A 12,537-nucleotide genomic window follows, 5' to 3' on the forward strand; every position below is an offset into this window, starting at 1 on the left:
ACCCGGGCTCAGCGGGCGGTGTAGCCGCCGTCGATCGGCAGGGACACGCCGGTGATCATCGAGGCCCCGTCGCTGAGCAGGAACACGATCGGCGCGGCGATCTCCTCCTCGGTCGCCCACCGGCCGAGCGGCATCTGGTCCAGGAAGGGCCCCTCGATGTCCGGGCGGCCCCAGTACCACGCCGACATCTCGGTCATCACCACGGTCGGGTTCACGCTGTTGACGCGGATCCCGTACCTGCCCAGCTCGAGGGCCGAGACGCGGGTGATGTTGTCCAGCGCCGCCTTCGAGGACCCGTAGGAGATGTGGCCGGACAGCGCCACGAGGCTCGCCTGGCTGGAGACGTTGACGATGGCACCGCCCTGGCCGAGGCGGATCATCGAGGCGGAGGCGTACTTGGTCACGAGCAGCGCACCGCGGGCGTTGATGCTGATGACCTCGTCGAAGACGGCGATGTCGGTCTCCATCGGGGTGGCGATCTCCCCGCCGAAGCCGCCGCAGTTGACCACGCCCCACAGGTCGAGCCCCTCCAGCGCCGAGCGGACGCTCTCCTCGGAGGTGAGGTCGAACGGCAGGGGCCGGGCGCCGGTCTCGGCGGACAGCGCCTCCAGGCCCTCGACCGACCGGCCGCTGGCGATGACGTCGGCGCCGGCCGCCACGAGCTGACGGACCGTGGCCCCGCCGATGCCGCCGGTGGCCCCGGTGACCAGGACGGTGCGGCCGTTGAAGTCGGTCATGTCAGCACATCTCCTCAGCAGTCCTGCGCGGTCGGCACCGCCGTCTCGCCGAGCCGGTGCTGCGGCGATGCAACCACACGGGAGCCGCCATGTCACCGGTGACATGGGGATCGGCGCCCTGCCGTTGACATCGTTGTCGAGCCGTCCCTACCGTGCCGCAGGACCGCTGCCGCCGCCCGTCCCCGGATCGGCCGGCGTCCGGACGGAGAGGACGTGGACCGTGCACGAGGCAGCACCGTCGGGCACCGGGTCGCCACCGGTCGTCCGCGCGACGGTCGAGCAGCTGGTCGACCGGGCCGCGGCCCTGGCGCGTCCGGGCACCCGGCGCATCCTCGGCATCACCGGCGCGCCCGGAGCGGGCAAGTCGACGCTGTGCGCGGCCCTGCACGCCGCGCTCGGCGAGCGGGCGGCCCTGGTCGGGATGGACGGGTTCCACTACGCCAACGTCGAGCTGCGACGTCTCGGGCGCCGGGACCGCAAGGGCGCGCCGGACACCTTCGACGTGGACGGCTACGTCGCCCTGCTCACCCGGCTGCGGACGCCGTCGGACGCGCCGGTCTACGGGCCGGTCTTCGACCGCGGGCTCGAGGAGCCCATCGGCAGCGCCGTCCCGGTCCCCCCGGCCACCCCGCTGGTGCTCACCGAGGGCAACTACCTGCTCCTGGCGGAGCACGGCTGGTCGGCGGTGCGCGCGTGCCTGGACGAGGTGTGGTACCTCGACGTCCCCCCGGAGGTGCGCGAGCAGCGCCTCCTCCGCCGGCGGCTCTCGTACGGGCACGAGCCGCGGGCGGCCGAGGACTGGGTGCGCACCGTCGACGGGCGCAACGGCCGCACGGTCGAGACGTCGCGGTCGCGCGCCGACCTGGTCGTGCACCTGCACGTGCCGGAGACGCCTCCCGACGTCCCGGCCTGAGGCCTCCGGCCCTCGACGCGACGACGCCCCGCCCCTCCGGAGAGGGACGGGGCGTCGGTCGTGCGTGCTGCCGATCAGCAGTCGGACTTGTAGACCGCGTCCTGGTTGTCGGCGAGGTTGTCCTGCGTGAGGATCGTGAAGCCGGTCTGGATCTCGGCCTGGGTCTCCTCACCGTTCAGCGAGGCGACGACCTGCTCGAGCCCCTGGCGCCCGATCTCCGCCGGCTGCTGGGCGACCAGCGCCTGCACGGTGCCGTTCTGCAGGGCCTCGACCTGGGCCGGGCCCGCGTCGAAGCCGACGACGGTCACCTGCTGCTCGGCCCCGGCCTGACGCAGCCCGGTCGCCGCACCCTCGGCCGCGAACAGGTTCGTGCCGAAGATCCCGATCAGGTCCGGGTTGGCCTGCAGCGTCGAGGTGACGATGCGGGCACCCTCGGCGGGGTCGTTCTGCGCGTACTGCGTGGGCAGGGCGGTGAACTTCGGGTCCTCGGCGAGCGCGTCGAGGAAGCCCTTGATGCGGGCCTCGTTGGTGCTGATGCCGGGCTCGTGCCCGACGACGAGGACCGTGCCGCCGTCCGGGTTGGCCTCCTGGATGGCCTGGAAGGCCGCCGCGCCGCCGCCCTCGTTGTCCGAGGCGACCTGGGTGACCGCCATGGAGGGGTCCTCCAGGGTGGTGTCGACCAGACCCACCGTGATGCCCGCGTCCGCGGCGGCCTTGATCGGCCGGAACATGCCGCTGACGTCGGTGGGGGCGATCAGCAGGCCGTCGGGCTGGCTGGCCACGACGCTGTCGACGATCGGGGTCTGCAGCGCCGGGTCGAACTGCTGCGGGCCCTGGACGGTGACCTCGACGCCCAGCTCCTGGGCGGCCTCCTGGATGCCGCACTCCATGGTGATGTAGAACTCGTCGCCCGCCACGCCCTGGACGAAGGCGACCTCGTAGTCCCCACCGCCGCCCGCGGCGTCGCCGCCGCCACCGCCGCCGCCGTCGTCCCCACCGCACGCGGCGAGGCTGAGCAGGAGGGCGGAGACGGCGGACACCTTCGCTGAGGTGCTTCTCTTCACTGGGTTTCCTTTCGACGGGCCCGGGCTGGGCGGGAGAAGCGTGAGGACAGGGAGCGGCGGCCGCTCGCACCCCGGGCGGCCGCGGCGCGGCGGACCTGGTCGACGTAGACGGCGACGATGAGGAACGCACCGACGACGACCTGCTGCCAGAAGGGCTGGACGCCCATGATCACGAAGCCGTTCTGGAGCACGGCCGGGATGAACAGGCCGACGACCGTGCCGGCGATGGTGCCGATGCCCCCGAAGAGGCTCGTGCCGCCGATGACCACGCCGGCGATGACGTTGAGCGCGGTGTTGGACTGACCGGCCAGCGTCGTCGAGGCGAAGAACGCCAGGTTGAGGATGCCCGCGAGGCCCGCGCAGAAGCCGGCCAGCGTGTACACCAGGATCAGGTGGCGGTCGACCCGGACACCGACGCGCCGGGCGGCCTCGTCGTTGGAGCCGACGGCGTAGGTGTACCGACCGAACCGGGTGCGGTGCAGGATGACCGCCCCGACCACCACGACGACCAGCGAGATGATCGACAGGTACGGGATCTGCCCGAACAGGCGCCCGAAGCCGATCGTGTCGGTCAGCACCGTGGGGGCGCCGCGGACGTCGATCCCGCCGGTGAGGATCTGCGCGCCGCCGAGCGCCATGCCCAGCGTCCCCAGCGTCACGATCAGTGGCGGCACCTTCGCCTTGGCCACCAGCACGCCGTTGAGCAGGCCCCACAGGGTGCCCGACACGCACGCGATCAGGGCGCCCAGGAGGGAGACCCCCACGCCCTGGCCGCCGAGCGCCTGCATCGTCTGGGCCGCCACGACGCCGCTGAAGACCAGGACGCTGCCGACGGACAGGTCGATCCCGCCGGTGATGATGATGAAGGTCATCGCCACGCCGATGATGGCGAGGATCGAGACGTTGACGACGATGTTGCGGAAGTTGTTGATCGACAGGAAGGCGTCCGGCTCCGCCGCGCTGAACAGCACGACGAGGATGAGCAGGACCGCGAGGATCTGGAAGGCCTGGGCGCTCAGCAACCGCTGCAGCGGGGTCTTCGGCGCCTCCTCGTCGGCGGGCGCGGGCCCGGCAGCCTGCTGCTGTCCCGTGGCGGTGCTCACGCCGCCTCCTGGTTGATCGCGCCGGTCATGGCCCCCACCAGCTCCTCCATCGAGGTCTGCTTCGCGTCGTAGGTGGCCACCCGCCGGCCCAGCCGCAGCACCTGGATGCGGTCGGCCACCTCGATGACGTGCGGCATCGAGTGGCTGATGAAGACGACGGCGATGCCGCGGTCGCGCACCCGCCGGATCAGGTCGAGCACGTTGCGGGTCTGCACCACGCCCAGCGCCGCGGTGGGCTCGTCCAGGAAGATGACGCGGCTGGCCCAGGCGGCCGCGCGCGCGACCGCGATCTGCTGACGCTGGCCGCCGGACATCGACCCGACCGGCGCGCTGAAGTCGCGCACCGTCGCACCGAGGTCGTCGAACGCCTGACGGGTCTTCGACCGCATCTCCGCGTGGTCCATGAAGCCCAGCCGGCCCAGCAGGCCCGACTTCATGACCTCCCGGCCGAGGTACATGTTCTGCACCGGGTCCAGGTGCGGGGCCAGCGCGAGGTCCTGGTACACGGTCTCGATGCCCAGCGCCCGCGCCGCGGACGGGCTGTCGATCGTGACCCGCTTGCCGTCGCTGAGCAGCTCGCCCGAGTCGACGGCGAGCGAGCCGGAGAGCGCCTTGACCAGGGTGCTCTTGCCCGCGCCGTTGTCGCCGATCAGGGCGACGACCTCGCCGGGGTTGACGTCGAAGTCGGCGCCGTCGAGGGCACGCACGTGCCCGAACTCGCGTCGGAGGCCCCGGGCCTCGAGGGCGGGGGTCACCGCGCCTCCTGCTGTCCGTGCGGCGACGTCATGGTCGACGCCCCCCTTCCACTCCGTCGTGCTCCATGTCCTGCTCCCTGTCGTGCTCCAGGACGGCGTCCTGGTCCGCCGGATGACCCGGCGGTCGTCCGGCCCCCGCCCCGCCTCCACCGCCGCGTGCACCGGAGGGTCCTGGCGGAGGCAGCTCGCCCGAGCCACGCGGCACCAGGCCGACCGGCACCACGACCGTCTCGGCGGGCGCGTCGAGGTCCTCCAGCCGGCGGAAGAGGAGCTCCGCCGCGGCGGCGCCGATGACCTCCGGGTCGTGGTCGATGACCGTGACCGCCGGTACGAGCGAGTCGGCCATCGGGAAGTCGTCGAAGCTGACCACGGCCACGTCGGTCCGGCCGCTGGCGTGCAGCAGCGGCACCAGCCCGAGCGAGCAGCGCATGTTCGAGGAGAAGACCGCGGTGGGCGGCCGGGGGCCGGCGAACAGCTGCTCGGCGGCCGCACGGGCCTCCGGGGCCGACTCGGCGCCCACCGCCACCAGCGACTCGTCGACGGCCAGGCCGCGCTCCTCCAGCGCCCGGCGGTACCCGGCCAGGCGCAGCCGGGTCGTCGGGTTGCGGAGGGCGGACCCGAGGAACGCGACCCGGCGGTGCCCGTGGTCGAGGAGGTGCCGCGTCGCCGCCTCCCCCGCGCCCAGGTCGTCGACCAGGACGGCGTCGCCGGGAACCCCCTCCGGCGCCCGGTCCACGAAGACGACCGGCGTCCGTTGCCCCGTCCCGGCCAGGTGGGCGGAGCTCTGCGCCATCGGGACGACGATGAGGCCGGCCACCTGGCGCACCAGCAGGCTCTGCACGATCACGGTCTCGCGCTCGGGCTCGTGGCCGGCGCTGGAGACCATCACCGCGAGGCCCCGCTCGTGGGCCGCCTGCTCCACGGCGCTGGTGAGCCGGGCGAAGAAGGGGTCGGCGAGGCTCTCGACCACCAGGCCGATGACGTCGGCGCGGCCCATCCGCAGCGACCGGGCCACGAGGTTGGGCCGGAAGCCGAGGTCGGCGATGGCCTGCTGCACCCGGGCCCGCGTGCTCGGGGTGACGTGCGCGTCGCCGTTGACCACCCGCGAGACGGTCTTCGGGCTCACCGCGGCGATGCGGGCGACGTCACGCAACGTGACGCGCTCGGGCACGGCGGGCTCCCCGGGACACGGCCGCAGGACCGGCGCCGCACGGGCGGGAGGTCCTGGCGGGAACGGGCACGGCACGCACCTCTGCGGGGTTCGAGGGGGTCTGGGTCACGGCGTGACGTGCGTCATGGAACAAGCGCGTGTCATCGATGTCAATCCATCGATACACACCTGAGACACAGCTGTGCCTGGCGGCTAGGGTCCCTCCCCTGACCATCCCGGCGGGCCCGACGCCCCCCCTCGAGGAGGACCCATGACGTTGACCGCTGGCGACGCGCCGTCCGGCTCCTGGACGTCCCTGCCGGCCCACCGCGCCTGGCTGGACGGGGAGGGCGACCGGCTGCTCACCTTCGCCGAGGCCTCCGGCGGTCCGGGGACCGGCTCGGCCTGGCTGGACGACCACGGCCGCCCCGACCCCGCGCAGCTCCCGCAGCTGTGGATCACCGCCCGGATGACGCACGTGTTCGCGCTGGCCCACCTGCGCGGGCGCCCGGGTGCCGGGGCGCTGGTCGACGCCGGGCTCGCCGCCCTGACCGGCCCCTTCCGGGACGCCGAGCACGGGGGCTGGTACTCGTCCCTGAGCGCCGAGGGCGCGCCCGCCGCCACGGACAAGTCCGCCTACGACCACGCCTTCGTCGTCCTCGCCGCGGCCAGCGCGACCGCCGCCGGCCGCCCCGGCGCCGCCGACCTGCTGCGGGAGGCGCTGGAGGTGGTGGAGCGGCACTTCTGGCGGTCCGACGAGGGGCGCTGCGTGGAGAGCTGGGACCGGACCTGGACCGACCTGGAGGCCTACCGCGGCGCGAACAGCAACATGCACATGGTCGAGGCGTTCCTCACCGCGGCCGCCGTGACCGGGGACGACCGGTGGCTGACCCGGGCCGCGAGCATCGCCGAGCGGCTCGTGCACACGGCGGCCCGGGAGAACGGCTGGCGCCTGCCCGAGCACTTCGACCCCGCGTGGCAGCCGCTCCCGGACTACAACGCCGACCGCAAGAACGACAAGTTCCGCCCCTTCGGGTCCACCCCCGGGCACTGGCTGGAGTGGTCGCGCCTGCTGCTGCACCTCGAGGCCGCCCTCGGCGAGGAGGCGCCGGACTGGCTGCTGCCCGACGCCCGCAGCCTGTTCGCGGCCGCGGTGGAGGTCGGCTGGGCGCCCGACGGACGGTCCGGCTTCGTCTACACGCTGGACTGGGAGGACCGCCCGGTCGTCGCCTCCCGGCTGCACTGGGTGCTCACCGAGGCCATCGGCGCGGCGGCCGCCCTCGTCCTGCGCACCGGCGAGGACGGGTACGAGCGCTGGTACCGGACCTTCTGGGACGAGGCCGCCACCCGCTTCATCGACCGGGAGCGTGGCAGCTGGGTCCACGAGCTGCCCGCCGGGGACAGCCCGCCGGTCTGGTCGGGCAAGCCCGACGTCTACCACGCCTACCAGGCGACCCTGCTGCCGCAGCTGCCGCTGGCACCGGTGCTGGCCGCCGCGCTGCGTCAGGCGCTGGGCGGGACCTGAGCGGTCAGCCGGCGAGCAGCCGGACGAGCCGCTCGACCTCCTGCGCGGTCGCCGTCCGCGCCGCCCCCAGGTACTTGCGGGGGTCGACCAGCGCCGGGTCGCCGGCGAGGACCTCGCGGACCCGGCCGGTGAACGTGCCGTTGAGGTGCGTCGAGATGTTGATCTTCGTCATGCCGGCCGCGACCGCCTCCCGCAGGTGGTCGTCCGGGACGCCGGAGGAACCGTGCAGCACGAGCGGCACGGGGACGGCGTCCCGGATGGCGGCGATGAGCTCCAGGTCCAGCCGGGCGGTGCGGGTGGTCATCGCGTGGGAGCTGCCGACCGCGACCGCGACCGCGTCGATGCCCGTCGCCGCCACGAACTCGGCGGCGTCCTCCGGGCGGGTCCGCACCCCGGGGGCGTGGACGCCGTCCTTGCCGCCGATCTCACCGATCTCGGCCTCGACGGAGACGCCGAGGGCGTGCGCTCGCTCGACGACGCCGCGCGTCGTGGCGAGGTTCTCCTCCACGGGCAGGGTCGAGCCGTCGAACATCACCGAGGTGAAGCCGAGCGCGAGGGCCTGCTCGACCAGCTCGACGTCGGTCGCGTGGTCCAGGTGCACCACGACCGGGACGTCGGCGGTGTCGGCGATCTCCAGCATCGCGCGGGCGATGGGCGCCAGGGCCCCGTGGTAGCGGACGGCGTTCTCGCTCAACTGCAGGACGGTGGGGCGCCCGGCGGCCTCCGCGCCGGCCACGATGGCCTCGGCGTGCTCGATCTGGATGACGTTGAAGGCACCCAGGCCGCTGCGCGCCTGCTGCGCCGGGGCCAGGACGTCGGTCAGTGCTGCGCGTGCCACGGGGCGCTCCTCGGGTCAGGTGTCCCCCGGGAGCGTCCGGGACGGGCTCGGGGGTGGCAGGGCGGGCCCTGCGGGTCGCCGGGGAGCCGGTCACCGGGGCTGACCCGGCGATCGGGGACGCCCCGGCCCGGCGGCCAAACTAGCAACACCCCCCTCTAGCCTGCTCACCGGCGCCCGGAGCCGGGCCGGCCCAGGAGGAGGAGACGTGCCAGCACCCCCCGCGGGCCCGACGGTCCACGTGGTCAGCCCCAACCCCGCGCAGGACCGCCTGCAGGTGGTGCCCCGGCTGGCGGTCGGCGAGGTCAACCGGGCGACCGAGGTGGTCAGCCGGCCCGGGGGCAAGGGCATGATCGTGGCCCGCGGCGTGGTGCGGCTGGGCGGCCGGGCCGCGCTGCACGGCTTCGTCGGCGGGTCCGTCGGCGCGCAGATCTCGGCCGGGTGCCGCGACCTCGGCATCGAGGACCACCACGTCGCGATCGACGGGGAGACCCGGGTGACCTCCGTGATCGTGGACAGCGCCACGGGCGCCTCCACCGTCGTCAACGAGCCCGGCCCCGAGGTGCGCCCCGCGGAGGTGGACGCCCTGGTCGACGGGCTGCTGGCAGCGGTGCGCCCGGGCGACCTCGTGGTGTGCACCGGCAGCCTCCCGCGCGGCGCCCCCGTGGACCTCTACGCGCGGTGCGTCACCGCGCTGCGCGGGCGGGAGGTGCTGACCGTCGTCGACACCTCGGGTCCGGGCCTGGCGCTGGCGGTCCGGGCCGGGCCCGACGTCCTCAAGGTCAACGAGGACGAGCTGCGCGCCGACGCCGGCCTCACCCAGGGGGACGACGCCGCGGCGGACCTGCCGGCACTGATGGGCCGGGCCCTGGACGCCGGGGTCCGCGCGGTGGTCGTCACCCGCGGTGCGGCGGGCCTGTCCTACCGGTCGGCGGCCGAGGGGTGGGACGTGCGCAGCCCCGTCGTGTCCGTCGTCAACGCCACGGGGTCCGGCGACCTGATGCTGGCCGGCTTCGTCACGGCGCTGGCCCGCGGGGACGACCGGGAGTCGGCGCTGCGCACCGGAGCGGCTGCCGGAGCGGCCAACGCCGCCCGCCTCGAGCCCGACCTCAGCGGGCCCGACGAGGTCCACGCGCTGCAGGACCAGGCCGTCGCCACCGCCGTCCCGGGAGTGCGCGGGTGAGCGCCACCTTCCTCGGCATCGACGTGGGCACGACCCGCACCAAGGCGGTGCTGCTCGGCGCCGACGGCTCCGCCGTCCTCGCCGCGGCGGCCGCCCCGACGCCCCAGGGGGACGCCAGGGGCGTCGCCGTCCACTCGCCGCGGGCGATCCGGGACGTGGCCGTCGACGCGGCCCGCCGCGCCCTGGCCGAGGCCGGTCCCGAGGCGCGGGCCGCGCTCGGCGGCATCGCCGTGACATCGGTCGGCGAGGAGGCGGTGCTGCTCGACGACGCGGGCAAGCCCGTCGGGGACGTGCCGACCTGGTTCTCCGGCGTCGGGCACGACGCCGCCCGCGAGCACGCCGCCGAGCTGGAGCGCCGCGCCCCGGTCACCGGCCTGCGGCACCCCGAGTACACCGTCCACACGCTCGCCTGGTGGGCGCGCGCCCGTCCCGACCGGGCGCGGGCGGCCACCACCCTGACCGACCTGGGCAGCTGGCTGCTGTCCGCCCTGGGCCCCGGCGACCTGGTGATGGACCACTCCCACGCCTCCCGCACCGGCCTGTTCGACGCCCCCACCCGGTCCTGGCGCCCCGAGGGCCTGGACGTGGTCGGGATGGGCGGGCTGGCCCTCCCCCGGCTGGTGCCCTCGGGCACCGTGGTCGGTGAGCTGGGCGCCGAGGTGGCCGCGGAGCTCGGCGTGGCACCCGGCGTGCCGCTGGTCACCGGCGGGCACGACCACTTCTGCGGTGCTCTCGCCGCCGGGGCGCGCTCCCCCGGCGACCTGTTCATCTCGGCCGGGACCTCCGAGGCCCACCTGCTCGTGACCGACTCCCTCGACCCCGCGGCGACCAGCGACAGCGAGGTGGGCTGCTTCGTCACCGACGGGCTGTTCTACCTGCACGCGGCGCTGCCCTCCGGCGGCCTGTACCTGACCTGGACGCGGCTGCTGGGCCTGGACCCCGCCACGCCGCTGGACACGCTCCTGGGCGACGAGCCGGTCGGCAGCCACGGCGTCCGTGGGGAGATCTCCGCCGACCGCCGGCTGTCCCTGACCGGGATGCCGCTGGACCTCCCTGCGGCGACGATCCTGCGCGCGCTCATGGAGACCACCGCGGTGGCGTCCCGGGACATGACCCGCGACCTCAGCCGCACCGCGGGCCGCGCCGTCGTCCAGCGCCTGATCGCCGGCCGGCCCGCCGAGTCCGCCGCCTGGCGGGAGATCCGCGGGGCGGTCGGCGAGGGCGCGGCCGCCTTCGTCGACGCGCAGGAGGCGACGGCGCTGGGCGCCGCCCACCTGGCCGTGCGCGGTGTCACCGGCACGCTGCCGCCGCCGCTCCCCCGGCGCCGCCCCGACCCGGACGTGCCGCCGGAGCGCCGGGAGGCGTACGCCCGCGCGTTCGGGTGACGCGCGGGCGCGGTCAGAGGAGCTCGACGAGGTCCCGGTAGGGGTCGAGCCGCTCGTCCTCGGGCGCCAGCTCGGTGACCAGCAGGTCGACCTGCCCCAGGTCGACCGAGCGCACGGCGGCGCGCGCGTCGAGCTTCGTGCTGTCGCAGACCAGGACGACCGACGACGACACGGCCACCATCGCCTGCTTCATCTCCACCTCCTCGGCGGTGGGCTCGGTGCAGCCCAGCACCGGGTGGACGCCGGTCGCGGAGAGGAAGCAGCGGGAGAGGCTGAAGCTGTGCAGCGCCCGCAGCGCCAGCGGCCCGACCATGCTCCCGGTCCGGCGGTCCCGCTCGCCGCCGGTGAGGTAGGCGCGCGCCCCCGGCCGGTCCTGCAGGACCTGGAACGCCTCGAGCCCGTAGGTCACCACGAGCAGGTCCTCGGGCTGCACCTGCTCGACGATCTGCAGGGCCGTGGTGGAGGCGTCCACGCCGATCGCGGCGCTGCGCGGCACCAGTCGCTGGACCTTCTCCGCGATCCGCCGCTTGGCGGGCAGCGCCCGGGCCTGCCGGCCGGCGAACCCGGTCGGCCCGGCGAACACCGCCCCGCCCCGGACCAGGCGGGCGAGGCCCTCCTGCTCCAGGCTGCGCAGGTCGCGGCGGATGGTCATGGGGTGGACCAGCCACTCGGTCGCGGCGTCGTCGATCCGGACGACCCCGGTCGCGCGGAGCCGGTCGGCCAGACCGCGGCGGCGCCGCTCGACGTCGAAGGTGCTGCCGACCGCCATCGCCCCTCCCGCCCGCCGCGCCGAGTTCACATGATGTCACACCGCCGGGTCACCGACGACCGATCCGCGGGCAGACCTTGCGGTGACCGGCACGGCGGTCCAGGGTGTCCCTGGTCGACGGTGTGACAAGGTGTCAACTCCACGACGGCGAGCGTCGTGCCGCACCGTGCCGACGGAGGGGAGCTCTCGTGTTCGAGGACCTGGACGGCCGCGTCGCCGTGGTGACCGGAGGAGCCCGGGGACTGGGCCTCACGATGGCCCGGGCACTGGCGCGCTGGGGCGTGCGGCCCGCCCTGCTCGACGTCCTGCCGGAGGTCGGTGAGCGGGCGGCGGCCCTCCAGGAGGAGGCCGGCGTCGGGTCCGTCGGCATCCCCACCGACGTGACCGACCAGCGCAGCGTCGCCGACGCCTTCGCCGAGGTCGAGCGGACGCTGGGCAGCCCGTCGATCCTGGTCAACGCCGCCGGCATCACGGTGTGGGAGGACAGCATCGACGCCCCGCTGGAGTCCTGGCAGCGGGTCATCGACATCAACCTCACCGGCACGTTCGTGTGCTGCCAGGCACTGGCCCGGGCGGCGCGCGCCGCGGGGTCCCGGGCGTCGATCGTGAACATCTCCTCGATGTCCGCCCAGGTCGTGAACGTCCCCCAGCACCAGGCCTCCTACCACGCGTCCAAGGCCGGGGTGGACATGCTCACCAAGGCCCTCGCCGTGGAGTGGGCGCCGCTGGGCATCCGGGTCAACGCGATCGCCCCCGGCTACGTCCTCTCCGACATGACCCGGCAGTTCATGGACGCCAACCCCGACCTCGCCCGCCGCTGGACCGACATGATCCCGGCCGGGCGCATGGCCGAGCCCGCCGACCTCGAGGCCCTCGTCGTCCTGCTGTGCTCGGACCGGTCGTCGTACCTCGTGGGCCAGAGCGTCGTCATCGACGGCGCCTACACCGCCGTCTGACCCGCCCCCCACTCCCCGCACCGCGACACCACCCGGAGGACACCAGACGTGACGAACCCCGTGGTCAGTGAGTTGATCGAGCGGAGCAACCGGTTGGGTGGCGATCCGCGGAACACCAACTACGCCGGGGGGAACACCTCGGCCAAGGGCAGCGCGGTCGAT

Annotated in this window: 12 protein-coding genes; 5 read left to right on the forward strand and 7 right to left on the reverse strand. The window is 74.6% G+C overall.

Annotation, left to right across the window (positions count from 1 at the left end; genetic code table 11):
* Positions 1–8: 8 nt before the first annotated feature.
* Positions 9–737, reverse strand: coding sequence for an SDR family oxidoreductase (locus tag ACI79I_RS22390; RefSeq protein WP_456994529.1), 729 nt, complete (start codon positions 735–737; stop codon positions 9–11).
* Positions 738–957: 220 nt separating this feature from the next.
* Here ACI79I_RS22390 and ACI79I_RS22395 point away from each other — a divergent pair, with 220 nt between their 5' ends.
* Positions 958–1,650 (forward strand): nucleoside/nucleotide kinase family protein, encoded by a 693-nt coding sequence (locus ACI79I_RS22395; RefSeq protein WP_456994530.1) that lies wholly within the window; start codon positions 958–960, stop codon positions 1,648–1,650.
* Positions 1,651–1,724: 74 nt separating this feature from the next.
* On the opposite strand, the gene ACI79I_RS22400 is transcribed toward ACI79I_RS22395, so the two are convergent.
* Genes ACI79I_RS22400 through ACI79I_RS22415 form a run of 4 tightly spaced genes read right to left on the reverse strand, consistent with a single transcriptional unit; the run spans position 1,725 to position 5,743 of the window.
* The gene (locus tag ACI79I_RS22400; protein WP_456994531.1) at positions 1,725–2,714 is read right to left on the reverse strand and encodes an ABC transporter substrate-binding protein; all 990 of its coding nucleotides are present in this window, start codon (positions 2,712–2,714) and stop codon (positions 1,725–1,727) included.
* On the reverse strand, positions 2,711–3,817 hold the full coding sequence (locus ACI79I_RS22405; RefSeq protein ID WP_456946566.1) for an ABC transporter permease: 1,107 nt from the start codon (positions 3,815–3,817) through the stop codon (positions 2,711–2,713). The genes ACI79I_RS22400 and ACI79I_RS22405 overlap by 4 nt, the downstream gene beginning before the upstream one ends.
* Positions 3,814–4,572: an ATP-binding cassette domain-containing protein gene (locus ACI79I_RS22410; RefSeq protein ID WP_456994532.1), complete on the reverse strand. Its 759-nt coding sequence runs from the start codon at positions 4,570–4,572 to the stop codon at positions 3,814–3,816. Before ACI79I_RS22410 ends, ACI79I_RS22405 begins: the two co-directional genes overlap by 4 nt.
* A 28-nt stretch (positions 4,573–4,600) precedes the next feature.
* Positions 4,601–5,743: a LacI family DNA-binding transcriptional regulator gene (locus ACI79I_RS22415; protein WP_456994533.1), complete on the reverse strand. Its 1,143-nt coding sequence runs from the start codon at positions 5,741–5,743 to the stop codon at positions 4,601–4,603.
* Between the two features lie 250 nt (positions 5,744–5,993).
* Here ACI79I_RS22415 and ACI79I_RS22420 point away from each other — a divergent pair, with 250 nt between their 5' ends.
* Complete coding sequence (locus ACI79I_RS22420) at positions 5,994–7,247, forward strand: AGE family epimerase/isomerase (protein ID WP_456994534.1); 1,254 nt, start codon at positions 5,994–5,996, stop codon at positions 7,245–7,247.
* A gap of 4 nt (positions 7,248–7,251) precedes the next feature.
* On the opposite strand, the gene ACI79I_RS22425 is transcribed toward ACI79I_RS22420, so the two are convergent.
* Positions 7,252–8,085, reverse strand: coding sequence for a class II fructose-bisphosphate aldolase (locus ACI79I_RS22425; protein WP_456946562.1), 834 nt, complete (start codon positions 8,083–8,085; stop codon positions 7,252–7,254).
* A gap of 205 nt (positions 8,086–8,290) precedes the next feature.
* Between ACI79I_RS22425 and ACI79I_RS22430 the strand changes: the two genes are divergently transcribed.
* On the forward strand, positions 8,291–9,265 hold the full coding sequence (locus ACI79I_RS22430; RefSeq protein WP_456994535.1) for a 1-phosphofructokinase family hexose kinase: 975 nt from the start codon (positions 8,291–8,293) through the stop codon (positions 9,263–9,265).
* The gene (locus tag ACI79I_RS22435) at positions 9,262–10,650 is read left to right on the forward strand and encodes an FGGY-family carbohydrate kinase (RefSeq protein WP_456994536.1); all 1,389 of its coding nucleotides are present in this window, start codon (positions 9,262–9,264) and stop codon (positions 10,648–10,650) included. Before ACI79I_RS22430 ends, ACI79I_RS22435 begins: the two co-directional genes overlap by 4 nt.
* A gap of 13 nt (positions 10,651–10,663) precedes the next feature.
* Here ACI79I_RS22435 and ACI79I_RS22440 read toward each other — a convergent pair whose 3' ends face one another.
* Positions 10,664–11,419, reverse strand: a complete 756-nt coding sequence (locus ACI79I_RS22440) for a DeoR/GlpR family DNA-binding transcription regulator (protein ID WP_456994537.1) — start codon at positions 11,417–11,419, stop codon at positions 10,664–10,666.
* 188 nt (positions 11,420–11,607) lie between these two features.
* Here ACI79I_RS22440 and ACI79I_RS22445 point away from each other — a divergent pair, with 188 nt between their 5' ends.
* Positions 11,608–12,375, forward strand: a complete 768-nt coding sequence (locus ACI79I_RS22445) for an SDR family NAD(P)-dependent oxidoreductase (protein ID WP_456994538.1) — start codon at positions 11,608–11,610, stop codon at positions 12,373–12,375.
* The last annotated feature ends 162 nt before the right edge of the window (positions 12,376–12,537 follow it).

The organism is Geodermatophilus sp. SYSU D01105 (assembly GCF_054050095.1).